Below are 15,600 nucleotides of genomic sequence, written 5' to 3'. Positions count from 1 at the left end.
GGGCGCGGATCACACCGGCTGGGTGCGCAGGTAACGGCCGAAATGCGGCACGGTGAAGGCGACCGTCCCGCGCTCGCCCGAATAGATCAGACCCTTCTTGATCAGGGCGTCGCGGGCCGGGGAGAGACTGGCCGGACGGCGGCCCAGCGCGGTGGCGATGTCGGCCGTGGGCACGGCCGCGTCCATGTCGTTGCCGGGGTCGCCCGAGAGCGTGGCCATGGCGCGCATGTATTCGCGCTCGGCGGGCGTGGCGCGCTCGAACCGGGAACCGAAGAAGCCCACGGCCAGCTCGGCCTCGGCCTCGGGGGCGGCGACACGAACGTCGGCGTCGGTCACGGGTGACTGCGGGGCATGGTCCCAGGTGGCTTTCCCGTACGCCTGGACGAAGTAGGGATATCCGCCGGATTTCTCGTAGAGCAGGTCGAGCGCCTTCGCCTCGTACTCCACCTGTTCGCGCGCGGCCGGGGCACAGAGCGCGAGATCGGCCGCGACCCGGTCGAGCCGGTCGATCCGCTGATAGCGGAAGAGGCGCTCGGAGTACGACTTGGCCGCCGACAGCACCGCCGGTAGGTGGGGCAGCCCCGCCCCGACCACGATCAGCGGCGCCCCGAGCTGGGACAACTCGTGACAGGCGGCGCAGAGCGCGGAGACGTCGGCCGGGCCCAGGTCTTGCATCTCGTCGATGAACAGCGCGATGCCGGTGCCCACGTCGGTGGCGAGCGAGGCCGCGTCGGTGAACAGCTCGACCAGGTCGATCTCGATGTCGCCCGAGTCGGCGCGGCCCCGGGCCGGCGGCACGTCGATGCCGGGCGACCAGCGGTCACGCAGCTTGGACGAGCTGTCGTTGGCCCGCAGTGCGAATGCCTTGAGCACGGCGAGCACCTCGTCGACCCGGTCGGGGTCGCGGTGGTGCGGGGCCAGCTCGCGGATCGCCATGTGGAGCGCGGCCGAGACCGGGCGGCGCAGCGACTGATCGGGCCGGGCCTCGATCTTGCCGGTGCCCCACAGGCGGCCGATCGCGGCCGAGCGCAACGTGTTGAGCAAGACGGTCTTGCCGACCCCGCGCAGGCCGGTGAGGACGAGGCTGCGCTCGGGGCGGCCCCGCGCGATCCGCTCGAGCACCACGTCGAAGGCGTCGAGCTCGCGGTCACGACCGGCGAGCTCGGGTGGGCGCTGACCGGCGCCGGGAGCGTACGGATTCCTGACCGGATCCACGGATAGCACAGTATCGGCTCGTCTAGCAAAATGGCTAGAGTCCGCTATGGAATCCTCGTCGAGGTAGATCTAGCCCTTTCTAGCAGAATCCCTAGAAACGGCTAGAGCGCCTTATGCTCCTTGAGGCAGAGCACGAAGTCGAGATCGTCCAGCGGGCTGTCGTAGAAGAACCACTTCGTGTAGCCGCTGACCTTGGCGCACTTGCGCTCGGCGTCCTTCTCCCCCGTGGTCTTGCCCTTGATGCGTTCGAGCACCTCGTAGGTGCCGCTCGTACAGGCCGTGGCGCGCATGTTGGGCTCCTCGTCGGTGCCCTCGTTGACCACGCAGTCGCCCTTCTTCACATAGAAGCGCGCGTCCTCACTGCCCAGCGGAGCGGGACCGGGCACCTGAGCGGTCGCCGACTGGGTCGGGGTCGCCTGGTTGCCGGAGTTGTCGCGACGCTCGTTGAGCAGCCACGCCGTCGCGCCGAGGCCGACGACGATCAGCAAGCCCAGCGCCACCACCAGCACGAGGATGGGGGTGTTGCGTTTCGGAGGTTTCTCCCACGGCGGAGCGGCCGGGCTCATCGGCGCCGAGTGGTAGCTCACCGGCTGCTGCGGGATCGATGGCGGATGACCGCCCCACGAGGACTGCTCGGAGACGGGCGCACCATGATCGCCCCAGGGATCGGCAGGCTCCGCATAGGGCTCGTCGGAGCTCCCGTGCGACCACGGCGGGCCGGAATGCGGGCCGTTCTGCGACATCGAGGTTTCCTCCGGAGGCGGATGTTGCTGTCACCGTAGCGTGCACGACCGACCGGAAACCGCCTTGAATCGCCGTCGGTGTCGGCAACACGACGCGCACACGGGGGACCGGGCCACTACGGTGCCCAACCGTGCCCGTACTTCTCGTAATCTTGGCGGCCGTCTTCGGTGGTTCGGCGGCCGCCTTCCTTCCCCGGGTCGCCGATCGGCTGAGTGTCCCCTTCGGATCTCGGCCTCGATCGGCGTGTGCCTCCTGCGGCCTCCGCTTCGCGGTCGGGCCCGCCGGTTGGGTCCGGGTGGGTGCCTCCTGTCCCTGTTCCCGGGCGTACGCGATGACGGTGCTCGCTGGTGCGTCGGTGGCCGCGCTCCTGGCCGTGGGACTGGGTCCGTCCCCGCTGCTGCCGGCCCAACTATTGGCGGCCGTGCCGGGCCTGCTCCTCGCCCTGATCGACCTGCGCTGCCTGCGGCTGCCCGACCGTCTCGTCGCCGCCGTCGCGATCCTCGCCGCGGTGCCGGCGGCGATGCTGCGCCCCGACCGCATCGGCCCGGCCCTCGTGGCCGGCGCGATAGTGCTCACGGCGTACCTTGTGGTCGCTCTTCTGCCGGGTGGCGGGCTCGGTCTGGGCGACGTGAAGCTCGCGGCCGCGCTGGCGACGATCCTGGGCTTCTTCGGCTGGCCGGCGGTGCTCGCCGGCCTCGTCGTGCCCCACCTGATCAACGGGCCGATCGCGCTGGCGATGCTGCTCGCCCGTCGCGGCCGGCCGCTGCCGTTCGGGCCGGCGCTGCTGGCCGGCGCCCTGATCGCCCTTACAGCAGCCTGAGCTGGCGGTCCCGAGGGCGCGCCGGCACGGTGTCGCCCAGGCGCTCGAACAGGCCCGAGTCGATCACGTCGAGGAACGGGCTCGGCGTCTGCTCGCGTTCGCTGCCGTGACGGAACCGGCGTGCCGCATGCGTGACGTAGAGGCGGTCCTGCGCGCGCGTCAGCCCGACGAAGAACAGACGGCGCTCCTCGGCGATCTCGTCCTCGTCGGTCTGGCCGCCCGGCCAGCGCATCGGCAGCAGCCCGTCCTCGCAGCCGACGAGGAAGACCACCGGGAACTCGAGGCCCTTCGCGGCGTGCAGCGTGAGCAGGTTGACCGCCTCGGCCCGAGGATCGAGCGCGTCCACCTCGGCGCCCGTGGCGATCTCTTGCAGGAAGCGGGACAGGTCGTCGCCGATCTTCTGGGCGAGCGGGCGCAGCAGGTCGGCCGCGGTCCAGATGTCCTCGGGGGCGAGCTGCTCACCGTCGAGGGTAGGCGCCGCGAAACGCTGGGCCAGCATCTGGGCGGCCTGCTTCACACGGGCCGGAAGCGACGCGCCCGGCACGTCGGCGTGCTGCAGTTCGCGGGCGATCTGTTGCACGCCGGGCCGGTCGCGCAGCCGGTTGTGCGAGCGCTTCTGCACCGGCACGCCGGCCCGGGACAGCGCCTCGACGATCGCGGACGACTGGGAGTCCGTACGGTAAAGGACGGCAATGTCCGAGAAGGACAGATTGCCGGCCGCGATCGACCGGGAATCGACCCGGCCCGAATCCAGCGACCGGTGCGACAGACCGCCGACCAGATCGTCGACGGTGCGCACGACGAAATCGGCCTCGTCGGCGACGCTCGCCGCGGCGTAGCGGCCGACCAGCGGCGCCTCGGGATCGAGCCGGGCCGGATCGAGCCGCCGACCGCTGACCAGCGACGACGGGGCGATCGCCTGCACCGCGGCGGCCAGGATCGGCGCGGAGGACCGGTAATTGCGGGTCAGCCGCACCAGCCGAGCATCGACGAAGTCTTCGTTGAAGCGCAGGAAGTACTTCACGTCGGCGCCGCGGAACGAGTAGATCGCCTGGTCGGGGTCGCCGATCGCGCAAAGGTTGCCGTCGGTCGGGCTGAGCAGGCGCAGCAGCTCGTACTGAACCTCGTCGACGTCCTGGTACTCGTCGACGAAGATCCACTGCCAGCGGCGGCGGTACTTCTCGACCAGGGCCGGCTCGTCGCGCAGCAGGGCGACCGGCATCGAGATCAGTTCGTCGAGGTCGACCAGGTCTTGCTGACGCAGCAGTTTCGCGTAGGCCAGGTCGTCGTCGCCCGCCTGCTCGCGTGCCTCGGCCCGCTCGCTCTCGTCGGCGATGCGCCAGTTGGCGCCCAGCCCGGCGGCCTTGGCGTTCTCCTTGAGGATGGTCAGGCCGAGTGAGTGGAACGTGCCGACGGTGATGTCCTCGGCGACGTCGCCCAGCAGCGCGTCCAGGCGCTCCCGCAGCTCGCCCGCGGCCCGCCGGGTGAACGTGATGGCCAGGCAACGCTCGGGAAAGACGCCCAGCTCGGCGCAGAGGTAGGCGATCCGGTGGGTGAGCGTGCGGGTCTTGCCCGTTCCGGGACCGGCCACGATCAGCAGCGGGCCACCGGGTGCCGACGCCGCCACCCGCTGCATCGCGTCGAGGCGGTCGAGCAGGCCGGTGCCGACCTCTTCCATGCCGGCGAGCATCGGCTCGAACGGCTCGTGCGGGCTCGGCGGGGGCGCGATCGGGGGCGCCGCTTTCTTGGGTTCCTTGGGCGCTTTGGCAGGCTTGGGTCGCGGCGCGGGTTCCGGCTTCCGCTGCTGCGGAACGTCGAACAGCGTCTCCATCTGCGGCGCGCTGGCCCGGTTGCGCAGCTCGCCGCGATCGAACAGCGTGATCACGCCGTACTCGCCGTCGTAGCCCGCCACCCGCCGTACGTCACCACGACGCAGCCGGGTGATCGCCTCGCGTAGCTCGTCGCCGCCCGCCTGGCCGATCGCGTCCACCGGGATCTTGCGCAGGATGTCCAGCTCGGCGCCGAGCGTGGCGACGAGGTGGTTCATCTGGCTCTCGACGGTCTTGGACTTCGGGCCGACCCCGTTGATCTCGCCGAGGATCTCGTGGAGCTGGATCAGGTGCTCGACGTGCGTGTCGCGGTGGAAACCGACGGGCCGGTCGGCCAGGTCTTCGACCCGGCTCAGCACGCCCACGGTGAGCGGTTTGCCGCACTCGGGGCAGCGACCGCCGTGCTCCCGGGTGCGTTCGGGCTCCCAGTTCACGCCGCAGGCCCGGTGGCCGTCGGCGTGATACTTGCCCTCCTCGGGGAAGAACTCGAGCGTGCCGGCCAGCCCCACGCCGTCGCGGACGGCGTCGTAGCTGGGCTCGCCCGTGTAGAGCGTCGCCTCGCGGGCCAGCGCGGCCGGCGAGTGGGCGTCGGAGTTCGAGACCAGGCGGTAGCGGTCGAGGCTGGAGACGCGCCAGTTCATCTCGGGGTCGGAGGAGAGGCCGGTCTCGACGGCGGTGACGTGTTCGGCCAGGTCGGCGTAGCAGTCGGCGATGGCGTCGAAGCCCGACTTCGAGCCGAGGGCCGAGAACCACGGCGTCCAGATGTGGGCCGGAACCAGGTAGCCGCCGGCCTCGAGGGTGATCTCGAGCAGGTCGCGCGAGTCGAGCCCGAGGATCGGCCGGCCGTCGGCGGTCAGGTTGCCGATGCGGCCCAGAGCGGTGTTGAACCGGGCCGCCGACTCGAGGTCGGGCATGTAGATCAGGTGGTGCACCTTGCGGGTGCGGTCGTCCCGCTTGTAGATCGTCGAGATCTCGACGCTGAGCATGAGCCGCGCGGCCGGACTGGCCTGCAGCGAACCGGGCAGCCGCTTGGTGACCTCGGGCTCGTCGACATAGCGGAACAGGCCCGGGCCGTCGGGCACCAGGCTCTCGCGCAGATGGTCGAACCAGGCCGGGTGGGTGAAGTCACCGGTGCCCAGCAGGGCGATCCCCTTGCGCCGCGCCCACCAGGCCAGATTGGGCAGCGTCAGGTCGCGGCTGCACGCGCGCGAGAAGCGCGAGTGGATGTGGAGATCCGCGACGTACGTGTCCGCGGCATAACCTGCGTCGTCCGAGGGCACGCGCTGCATCCTGTCACGCCCTCCACCGCTTGCACGAATCGCCACGCTTGACGAACTTACGGATCTTGATGCCTCCGGCCTCGCTTCGTCGACCCTTTTTGGCCCGGCCGCGGTGTTATGTGGATCGCAGCTCGAGGACGCTCACCTGGGGCGGGGCACCTACGCGGACCGGCGGACCCCAGAAACCGGCACCATTCGTGACATAGACCGGCACGCCGTCGACCTGGCCGAGCCCCGAGACAACCGGCTGCTCAAGCTTCACCAGCAGGTTGAAGGGTGCCATCTGTCCGCCGTGGGTGTGACCCGAAACTTGAAGATCAACCCCGAACGGGGCCGCTTCGTGAACGGCGACCGGCTGGTGCGCCATAAGCACGACCGGACGGGCCTGGTCCCGGTCGCCCAGGGCCTTGCGGAAGTCGGGCGGGTCACCGGCGTCGGCGCCACCCAGGTCGTTGACGCCGGCCAGGTCGAGGCCGCCGAGTTCGAGTCGCTCGTTGCGCAGCGGCCGGATGTTCAGGCGTGCGACCTCGTCGATCCACTCCTGGAAGCCCGAGTAGTACTCATGGTTGCCGGTCACGAAATACGCCCCCTGCCGCGACTCGATCTCGGCCAGCGGCGCCGCGAACCGCCCCAGTTCCGCCACGCTGCCGTCAACAAGGTCACCGACGACGCACACGATGTCCGCCTGCACCGAATTGATCACGGTGACTATGCGGCGGGCGTGATCGACGCCGGTCAGTGGGCCGACGTGGATGTCCGAGACGACGGCCAGGCGGGTGCCGTCCATCGCCCGGGGCAGCTTGGCGATGGGGATCTGAAGCCGGTCGATGCGTGGGGTGCCGAGCGCGGTCTTCACGCCGTAACCGGTGACGCTCGCGGCGGTGAGCCCAGCGAAGATCGCCGCTCCGCGGGCCAGGACCAGCCGTCGATCAACGCCCGGCTCGTCGGGTGTTTCCGGCTGGACGGCTGTCAGAACCGGTGCGGCCCGTGTTTCGCCTGCGGCGGGGCTTCCCTGGTCACTCTCGGCGGCGACCGTTGCGCTGCCCTTCCCCGTACGCCTCTGTGAGCGCCACACCAGCACGAGGGCGAGCCGGGGGATCTCGAGGACGGCGAGCGTGACGAGCAGGTAGAACATGACCGCGATCCACAGGTAGCCGGGCCACGCCAGCCACGGGATCGCGCCCGACCGCACCCCGATGAGGGTCGCCGGGACCAGCACGGCCAGCGCGACGACGATGCCGGCGCCGATCCGACGGGCTCGCCGGCTGGGCAGCGGATCTTTGACGAGCCGCTTCCACAGGTAGAAGTGGATGAGCCCGATCACGACAAAGATCAGCCCGACGAAGACGACCAAGACTTTCCTCCCCCAGCGATTCCACCCCACAGTCTCCCGGTCGATCCTGAGAGCCGACTGTTGAGTCCACCGGTTCGCCGCATCTTGAGTTGCAGTGATCGACCACTATGATCCTCCGGACTTCATGGGGGGAAAATGTCTCGATCGCAGTGGCCGGCCCGTGCCGGTGTTCTGCTGCTCACGACCGTGGCCGGTGGTGTCCTCGCCGCGCCGGCCATGGCAGCCGGCGCCGGTGTCGCCTCGGTCTCCGGCTCGACGAACGTGCTTTACCGGGCCGGCAGCGGCCTGACCAACCAGGTCGTGGTGACCGGGTCCGGGCGCGTGGTCACGATCGACGACCGCGTCGCGATCACGGCGGGTACGGGCTGCAAACGGGTGGGCAGCGACAAGACCAAGGTCAGCTGCACCACCGCGAAGACGCCCGCTCGCGTTCTGGCCTACCTCTACGACGGCAACGACTCCGTGGCCAACAAGGGCAGCTTCTACTTGACCGCCGATGGCGGCAGCGGCAACGACACGATCACCGGCGGGCCGTTCGGCGACAACCTCCGCGGTGGATCAGGCACCGACCGCATCGTCGGTCTCGGCGGCAACGACACGATCCTCGGCGACAGCGGTAACGACAGTCTCGACGGCGGCGCCGGTAACGACATCCTCGGCGGCGCCACGGGCAACGACTGGCTGGGCGGTGCGGCGGGTAACGACGGGCTCTGGGGCAACGACGGCAACGATGGCCTGGCCGGCGGCGACGGCTCGGACGACCTCTTCGCCGGCGCGGGCGCCGACGTGCTCGACGCGGGCGCCGGCAACGACGACCTCAACGGCGGCGCCGGCAGCGATCGTCTGTACGGCGCTTCAGGAAACGACAACATGATCGGCGACGACGACCCCGCCAAGACCTCGGCCGATGTGGTCTCCGGGGGAGCCGGGACGGATTCGGTCTCCTACTGGTACGTGAAGCGGGCGGTGACTGTCGACCTGGACGGTTCTTCCCGCGACGACGGCCAGGCGGGGGAGTACGACACCGTGGGCGCCGACGTCGAGAACGCCACGGGTGGCCCCGGCAACGACCGTCTCTTCGGCAACGCGAGCGCAAACCGACTCGCCGGGCTCGACGGTGACGACGTGATCTATGGCCGTGGCGGCAACGACGACCTCATGGGCGACGCGGGACGCGACTACCTCTACGGCGAGGCGGGCGACGACTTCCTGACGGACATCGACTCCTACTTGTCGGACCCCGTGGACACCCTGGACGGCGGCCCGAACGGCACGATGCTCGGCGACGTGTGCCGGGCGCTCGCCACCGACACCCTGGTGAACTGCGAACGTCTCTGATCGGACCGGGCGTCCGGCGGGTGCCGGGCGCCCGGGGCGTCAGAGGCGATAGTTACGAAGCGCGGCGACCAAGGCGGGTGTCTCGGCGATCTGCTCCGCCGCCCGCCGCTCGACGGCGGCAAGATCGCGTGAACCGAGGTCCTGGTCGCCCAGGGACATGCGCAGCCGCTCGGCGAGCCGGCCCAGTCGCAGCCCGGCCCGGCGGGCCAGCACGTCGGGCCCGCCGAAGGGTGTTCCACCGTTGCTGACATACGCATCGACGGTTCTGTGGACCGCCGCCGCGTCGGGAGCGTCCTGCCGCCCGCGGCGCGCGAACTCCAGCGTTGAGTGCGCCGCTTCGAGGCTCGCGCTGTCGGGGCCGGCCACGTCCCAGTCGATCAGCACCGGCCCCTTCGCGCTCATCAGGACGTTCCACGGCTCCACGTCGCGGTGGGTCACGACGTAATCCCCGGCGTTCAGGAACGCCCGCGCAACGGACTCGGCCCGGCTTCGCCGATCATGCATTGGTTCGAGGGCTCAGCCGCCGGCGAACGGGGGCAGGATGTCGATCGTGGCGTCCGCGGGCAGAGCGGCGCTCGGGTCGTGACAGGTCAGGCCGTCGACCAGGAAGCTGGCCGCCTTCAGGACCACGCCGAGCCGTTCGCCGTGGCGATCGGTCAGTCGCTGCCTCAGCTCTTCGAGCGTGGCGGCCTCGGCGGGCTCACTGCGGACACCGCTCGCCGCGGCCCGCGCCCCGGCGAAATATCGGACGGTCACTGTCGCCACTGATACCTCCGATCGACCTCATCCGCTGTCCGGGTGCGGGCGCTCCTGCGTGGCGAGACCACATCAGCCACCGATCGCGGACATCGGACGCGCCGGCTGCAGGAACGTCGGGTCGTCGATGCCATGACCGGCCCGCTTGCCACTCATCGCCACCCGCCAGGCCTCGGCCAGCTCGTCGTCGGTGGCCCCATCGCGGAGCAATTTGCGCAAATCGCTCTCGTCGGTGGCGAACAGGCAGTTGCGTACCTGGCCGTCGGCGGTCAGTCTCGTGCGGTCGCAGTCGCCGCAGAATGGCCTGGTCACACTGCCGATGACACCCACCCGAGCGGGCTCTCCGGCCGCGTCGACATGGCCGGGGATCAACCAGGTCTCGGCCGGCGCTGTTCCACGTGAAACCGGATCGGGGAGCAGGCCGTAGGGCTGGAGCGAGGCCAGGATCTCGTCGGCCGTGACCATCGTGTGCCTGTCCCATTGGTGCTGGGCGTCGAGCGGCATCTGCTCGATGAAGCGCAACTGATAGCCGTTGTCGAGCGCGAACCGCAGCAGCACCGGCGCCTCGTCGTCGTTGATGCCGCGCATGAGCACCGTATTGATCTTGACCGGGGTGAGGCCGGCCTCGGCCGCCGCGGCCAGGCCCCGCAGCACGTCGGCCAGGCGGTCGCGCCGCGTCAGCGCCTTGAACCGCTCCTGGTCGAGCGTGTCGAGCGAGACGTTGACCCGGTCGAGCCCGGCGTCGCGCAGGGGCGCGGCGAGCCGCTCGAGACCGATGCCGTTGGTCGTCAGCATCAACCGGGGCCGCGGCTCGAGCCGGGCCGCCGCCTGCACGATGCCGACGAGACCGCGGCGCAGCAGGGGCTCCCCGCCGGTGAACCGCACGTCTTCGACGCCGAGCAGCTCGACCGCGACGCGAAGAAGGCGGATCACCTCGTCGTCGGTGAGCTGCTGCTGGCGCGGGAGCCAGGCCAGGCCCTCTTCGGGCATGCAGTAGGTGCAGCGCAGATTGCACCTGTCGGTCAGGGACACGCGCAGATCGGTCGCCACCCGGCCGAACCTGTCGGCGAGCGGGATCACGAGCGCCACCTGCGGAGGGCCGCGTCAGTGGTCGATCTCCAGCGCATGTTCACAGATCGAATCTATCCGCTCCGAGCGCTCTTGGCTTCAGCCGATTTCGCCCTGTGGACAACCGACTCGATCACAGTCCGCGCAGTGTGGATATCGCAGCGGCACGAACCTGGCCGCGATAGCTTTCCCCGAACGCGGCGGTGTGCACGAGCAAGAGGTGCAGTTGATGCAGCGGCACGCGCTCCTGCCATCCGTCGGCCAGGGGATATGCCTCGTGATAGGCGCCGACGATCGACGAGAGGTGGGGTGCGCCGCCGAACAGGGCCAGTTCGGCGAGGTCGGTCTCGCGGTGACCGCCGTGGGCGGCCGGGTCGACGAGCCGGGCCTGACCATCGGCGGCCCACAGGATGTTGCCGGGCCAGAGGTCGCCGTGTGTGCGGCTGGGTGCCTCGCTCCCGCCGTACGCCTCAAGGGTGTGCAAGATGCGCTCGATCAGCCTGACCTCGGCCGCCGACAGGGCGCCACGATCGGCCGAGATCTTGAGGTACGGGAGGAGCCTGCGCTCGCCGTACCAGGGGCCCCACGGTCCGGTCGTGGGCGTGTTGTCGAGGGCGAGCGGACCGATGTAACCGGTCCAGGGCGCTCCGAACGCGCCGGCGCCGCAGCGGTGCAGTGCGGCCAGGTCGCGTCCGAACCGCTCGGCGGCCTCGCGGCTGGCGTCGCCCGGCTCGATCCACTCGGTCGCGATCAGCGTGGGCAGCGCGGCGATCACCTCCGGCACCGGCGCGCCGGCCTCCCGCAACCAGGTCAGACCGGCGGCCTCGGCCGTGAAGAATCCGGCCGGGGGCTCGCCGGAGGGCCAGGTCTTGGCGAAGACCGAGGTTCCGTCATCGAGCGTCAGGCGGCTGGCGGTGGCAAACCCGCCGCTGCCCATCGGGGTCTCGCGGATGCGTTGGTGGGTGAGAAATGTCGGGAGGTGCTCCGGGTGCGCGCGCAAGTACGCCTGGTCCACCGCCTTATCTTCCGCTTCGGCTTACGCATGCCCGAAATCGGAGTCAAAATGTCGGCATGAGCCCTGTCACAGTGCGTTCGTACCGTCCGAGTGATCACTCCGCGGGCCGGCGCCTGTGGTCCGAGCTGACCAACCAGCACAACCAGATGTACGGCGTGAACGCCGACGACGGCGGCGAGGGGTTCGAGGAATACCTCACCCGGCTCGACCTCGGCGGGCTCTGGGTGGCCGACCACGCGGACGACGGCGTGATCGGGCTCGTCGGTCTGGTCCTCCGCGGACGGGCCGGCGAGGTGGAACCGATCGTCGTCACGGTCACGCACAGGCACAAGGGCGTGGGCCGCCAGCTGCTGCGGCACGTCGGCGACGAGGCACGACGGCGCAACATGACCGCCCTGACCATCTCGCCCGAGTCGCGCAACGTCGACGCGATCCGCAGCCTGCACGCGGCCGGTTACGACGTGGTCTCGTCGATCGAGCTCACCCTTGACCTCAACCGCGCGCACCATGAGTGGCAGCAGGAGGGGCTTGAGCTGCACGAACGGCAGTTCCGCTCGTAACCGACCTGTGGATAACGCGCGTGTCGTCCACAGGCGGGGACGATGGCACTCGCGGAAGGCGCCCGACGGGCCACGCTGCCGGGCATGAACCCCGAGTGCACGATCGCCGTCCGGTCCGCCGCCGACCTTATCGCCGTCACCCCCTACCTGCTGAGCTTCCATCCCAGCGACAGCATCGTCGTGATCGGCACGGTCGGGCGGATCGTCACCTTCGTCGCGCGACACGACCTGCCACCGCCCGGTGCCGACGGCAGCGAATGGATAGCGTCGCTGGTCGCGCGCCAGGGTGTGGAAGCGGCCGCGGTTCTGGGCTTCGGCCCGGCCACCCCCGTGGCGCGGTCGGTCGAGGCCCTCGCCGCCACTCTCGAGCGCCGTGGCCTGCTGGTGCCGGAAAAGCTGCGGATCACCGATGGCCGCTGGTGGATGGTCGGCTGCGCCGATGGCCGCTGCTGTCCGCCGGAGGGTCGCCCCGTCCCGTCACCGAGCAACCCGGTCGCCGCGGCGGCGATCTTTCAGGGCCAGGTCGCGCTGCCCGACCGGGCGGCTTTGGTCAAGCAGATCGCCGCCGTTGAAGGTGAGCCGCGCCGGCTGATGGCGGCCGCGACCAAGGAGGTCTGCGACCGGCTCTGCATTCCGCGCGGCTTCCTGCGCGACCAGGCCGGGTTCGCCGTGGTGCGTGCGGTGGAGGAGCGATATGCCAAGAGCGGCTCCCTGCCCTTCGACGAGACGGCCTGTCTGGGGGTCATGCTGGCCGAGCCCGAGGTGCACGACTACGCGCTCGACCGCACGGCCGACGAGCCCTGGCGCCTCTCGCTGTGGACCGAGGTGACCCGTCGGGTCGAGCCGGTCTGGGTGCCCGGCCCGGCGACCCTGCTGGCCTACGCGGCGTGGCGGGCGGGGAACGGGGCGCTCGCTCGAATCGCGCTCGACCGTGCACTGCTGCAGGATCCCGGTCACCGGTTCGCCGCCCTGCTCGACCGGCTGCTCGCCGCCGGCATCAGCCACAGCTCGGTCGAAGACCTCAATCCGCCGGTCGGCATCGTCCGGGGGCGGTCGCGGTGAGCCGGATTGCCCGCTCAGGGCCGTTCGGTCTCTTGCCGCACGGTCTGCTCGCCCAGGTCGGCCGACCGGGCCGTCGGCGACAGCGGGGTCGGGAGGTCCGCGACCTTGTGCAGGCCGGGCCTCCGGTCCTCGACTACGAAACTCGCCCTGGTGTGGACCGGCGCGCCGGGCATGGTCACGAAAGGCACGACGCGGAAGTCGGCGGCCATCGACGCCTCGGTGATCCGGGTGCGCACGTACCCGCGCTGGCCGTTGTAGAACTTGAGATGCGGGTTCCAGGCCGCCCACGGGTGAGCGCTCGCGGGCACGTCAGCGCCGTCCCCGTTCGAGGTGATCGACGAGCAGACCAGTTCGGCGCCGACCGTCGGCGACGTCGGATCGGTGTAGTCAAGCTTCAGCTCGTTGGCCCAGTGCGCGTGGACGTCGCCGGTGAGCACGACCGGGTTGCGCACCTTCGCGTCGACCCAGCCCCGGGTGATCCGCGTCCGCGAGGCGACATATCCGTCCCAGGCGTCCATGCTGGTCACCGTGCCCGGTCCGGCGTCCTTGTCCCGCTGGGCGAAGAACACCTGCTGCCCCAGCACGTCCCAGCGGGCGGTCGAGGCGCGCAGACCGTCGAGCAGCCACGCCTCCTGCTCGGCGCCGACGATCGAGCGGGTTTCGTCCGAGGCGGCGGGACACTCCTTGTATCCGTCACCGCAGGCCTGGTCGGCGCGGAACTGCCGGGTGTCGAGCAGGTGGAAGGTGGCGAGCCGCCCCCAGCGCAGCCGCCGGTGCAGTCGCGCCCCGGCGTCGTTCGGGATCGAGGACCGGCGCAGCGGCATGTTTTCGTAGTAGGCGAGGAAGGCGGCGGCGCGACGGCTCGCGAAGTGCGGGTCAGGCTTCTCCGGCGTCGCCCCGGCCCAGTTGTTGGCGACCTCATGGTCGTCGAAGATCACGGCCCACGGCGCGACAGCGTGCGCCGCCCGCAGGTCGGGGTCGGTTTTGTACTGAGCGTGCCGACGGCGGTAATCGGCGAGCGTGACGGTCTCGGGCCCGACGTGGTCGCGCGGGTTGCCGTCCGGCACCAGCATCTGCCCGGCCCTGTATTCGTAGTAGTAGTCGCCGAGGTGAAGAATCAGCTCGGGCTCGTCCTCCGCGAGGCGTCGGTAGGCGGTGAAATACCCCTGCTCGAACTGCGAGCACGAGGCGAAGGACATCGCGAGGCTCGAGACGGCGGCGTCGGGGGCCGGGGCGGTGCGGGTGCGGCCCACGGGCGAGAGGTGACTGTCCACTCGAAACCGGTAGAAGTACTCGGCGCCGGCCTGCAGGTGCGTGAGTTCGACGTGGACGGAGTGCGCGCGCTCCGCCCGCGCGACCTGCACCCCGCGGCGTACGACGGTGCGGAAGCCTTCGTCGGTGGCGACCTCCCACTCGACCGGCACGTCGCAGGCGGGCATGCCACCGAGCCCGTCGTCGGCGAGCGGTTGCGGGGCGAGCCTGGTCCAGAGCAAGAAGCCGTCGTCCTCCGGTTCCCCCGACGCCACCCCGAGCGTGAACGGGTCGGCGGTCAGCGGTCCGCGCCGTGGCGCCGCGAGGGCGGTCAGCGGAATGGTCGTGCTGGTGAGCCCGGCCGCGGCGCAGGAGAGCAGCAGGGATCGTCTCGAGATGGGCATTCCCGGGGCCTCGCGGTGATCGACGGTAATGGATCGTCGTCAGTCCGGGGCATCGGGAAGCCCGTGTGGTCAGACGGTGACGCGCTGTGGCGAAGTGTATACGTTCATGCTCTTTCCCCTGAGGAAGCCGACGAGTGTCATGCCGGCTTCGTCGGCCAGCTCGGCGGCGAGTGTGCTGGGCGCGGAGACGGCCGCGAGCAGCGGCAGGCCGGCCATCCAGGCCTTCTGGGTGAGCTCGAAACTGGCCCGCCCCGAGACAAGCAGCACGTGACCGGTGAGCGGCAGCCGGCCCTCGCGCAGCGCCCAGCCGATCACCTTGTCGACGGCGTTGTGGCGGCCCACGTCCTCGCGCAGCACCAGCAGTTCGCCCTCGGCGGTGAACAGCCCGGCGGCGTGCAGACCACCGGTGCGGTCGAAGGTGCGCTGAGCCGTGCGCAGGCGGTCGGGCAACTCGGCCAGGGTGGCCGCGGGGATGCTGAGCGGGTCGCCGGAGACGTCGAACTGCGACCTGGTGCGAACAGCATCGATGCTGGCCTTGCCGCAGACACCGCACGAACTGGTGGTGTAGAAGTTGCGGCTCGGGTCGGTGACCGGGGGCGGCACTTCAGCGTCGAGCACGATGTCGACGACGTTGTAGGTGTTCGGCGTGTCGGTGCCGGCGCAGAGCTGGGCGGTGACCACGTCGTCGGCGCTGCTGATGACGCCCTCGGTGAGCAGGAAGCCCACGGCCAGGTCGATGTCGTGGCCCGGTGTGCGCATCGTCACGGCGAGCGGCGCCTTGCGGACCCGGATCTCCAACGGTTCCTCGGCCGCCAGATCGTCCGGGCGGCGGCGCGGGTCGCCGGTCCCGTCAAGATTGATCTTCACGACCGGTCGCCGGGTCATCGTCCTCGCCATGGTCCGA

At 70.4% G+C, this 15,600-nt stretch carries 14 protein-coding genes; 4 read left to right on the top strand and 10 right to left on the bottom strand.

The window, feature by feature from the left end; all coding sequences use genetic code 11:
- Positions 1-9: 9 nt before the first annotated feature.
- Complete coding sequence (locus tag EER30_RS06590) at positions 10-1,215, bottom strand: ATP-binding protein (protein ID WP_127499145.1); 1,206 nt, start codon at positions 1,213-1,215, stop codon at positions 10-12.
- Between the two features lie 101 nt (positions 1,216-1,316).
- A complete protein-coding gene (locus EER30_RS06585) occupies positions 1,317-1,958 on the bottom strand; it encodes an LppU/SCO3897 family protein (protein ID WP_240669820.1) in 642 nt (213 codons plus the stop codon).
- 332 nt (positions 1,959-2,290) lie between these two features.
- Here EER30_RS06585 and EER30_RS06580 point away from each other — a divergent pair, with 332 nt between their 5' ends.
- Positions 2,291-2,779: a prepilin peptidase gene (locus EER30_RS06580; protein WP_240669817.1), complete on the top strand. Its 489-nt coding sequence runs from the start codon at positions 2,291-2,293 to the stop codon at positions 2,777-2,779.
- Here EER30_RS06580 and EER30_RS06575 read toward each other — a convergent pair.
- Complete coding sequence (locus EER30_RS06575; protein ID WP_127499143.1) at positions 2,766-5,897, bottom strand: UvrD-helicase domain-containing protein; 3,132 nt, start codon at positions 5,895-5,897, stop codon at positions 2,766-2,768. The genes EER30_RS06580 and EER30_RS06575 overlap by 14 nt on opposite strands.
- A 106-nt stretch (positions 5,898-6,003) precedes the next feature.
- Positions 6,004-7,242 (bottom strand): metallophosphoesterase, encoded by a 1,239-nt coding sequence (locus EER30_RS06570; RefSeq protein WP_127499141.1) that lies wholly within the window; start codon positions 7,240-7,242, stop codon positions 6,004-6,006.
- Positions 7,243-7,377: 135 nt separating this feature from the next.
- On the opposite strand from EER30_RS06570, the gene EER30_RS06565 reads away from it, so the two are divergent.
- A complete protein-coding gene (locus tag EER30_RS06565) occupies positions 7,378-8,580 on the top strand; it encodes a calcium-binding protein (protein WP_127499139.1) in 1,203 nt (400 codons plus the stop codon).
- Between the two features lie 39 nt (positions 8,581-8,619).
- Here the strand turns inward: EER30_RS06565 and EER30_RS06560 are convergent, their stop codons facing one another.
- The 4 genes from EER30_RS06560 to EER30_RS06545 form a co-directional block, all read right to left on the bottom strand.
- A complete protein-coding gene (locus tag EER30_RS06560; protein WP_127499137.1) occupies positions 8,620-9,084 on the bottom strand; it encodes a phosphotransferase in 465 nt (154 codons plus the stop codon).
- A gap of 12 nt (positions 9,085-9,096) precedes the next feature.
- Entirely contained in the window at positions 9,097-9,345 is a 249-nt protein-coding gene (locus tag EER30_RS06555; protein WP_127499135.1) for a MoaD/ThiS family protein, read from the bottom strand.
- 63 nt (positions 9,346-9,408) lie between these two features.
- Positions 9,409-10,425, bottom strand: a complete 1,017-nt coding sequence (moaA, locus tag EER30_RS06550) for a GTP 3',8-cyclase MoaA (protein WP_127499133.1) — start codon at positions 10,423-10,425, stop codon at positions 9,409-9,411.
- Between the two features lie 112 nt (positions 10,426-10,537).
- Entirely contained in the window at positions 10,538-11,419 is an 882-nt protein-coding gene (locus EER30_RS06545) for a fructosamine kinase family protein (protein WP_127499131.1), read from the bottom strand.
- A 56-nt stretch (positions 11,420-11,475) separates the two neighbouring features.
- Here EER30_RS06545 and EER30_RS06540 point away from each other — a divergent pair, with 56 nt between their 5' ends.
- Positions 11,476-11,979 (top strand): GNAT family N-acetyltransferase, encoded by a 504-nt coding sequence (locus EER30_RS06540; RefSeq protein WP_127499129.1) that lies wholly within the window; start codon positions 11,476-11,478, stop codon positions 11,977-11,979.
- Positions 11,980-12,021: 42 nt separating this feature from the next.
- Complete coding sequence (locus EER30_RS06535) at positions 12,022-13,041, top strand: DUF4192 domain-containing protein (RefSeq protein ID WP_127499128.1); 1,020 nt, start codon at positions 12,022-12,024, stop codon at positions 13,039-13,041.
- 14 nt (positions 13,042-13,055) lie between these two features.
- On the opposite strand, the gene EER30_RS06530 is transcribed toward EER30_RS06535, so the two are convergent.
- Together EER30_RS06530 and fdhD are read right to left on the bottom strand one after the other, a co-directional pair.
- Positions 13,056-14,696: an alkaline phosphatase D family protein gene (locus EER30_RS06530; RefSeq protein WP_127499126.1), complete on the bottom strand. Its 1,641-nt coding sequence runs from the start codon at positions 14,694-14,696 to the stop codon at positions 13,056-13,058.
- A 69-nt stretch (positions 14,697-14,765) separates the two neighbouring features.
- Complete coding sequence (fdhD, locus tag EER30_RS06525) at positions 14,766-15,593, bottom strand: formate dehydrogenase accessory sulfurtransferase FdhD (RefSeq protein ID WP_127499124.1); 828 nt, start codon at positions 15,591-15,593, stop codon at positions 14,766-14,768.
- Positions 15,594-15,600: the final 7 nt, after the last annotated feature.

This window comes from Actinoplanes solisilvae, assembly GCF_003999975.1.
GTDB classification, from domain to species: Bacteria; Actinomycetota; Actinomycetes; order Mycobacteriales; family Micromonosporaceae; genus Actinoplanes; species Actinoplanes solisilvae.
Note: the sequence above shows the minus strand (reverse complement) of the source record. Positions and strands in the feature narration are given on the sequence as shown.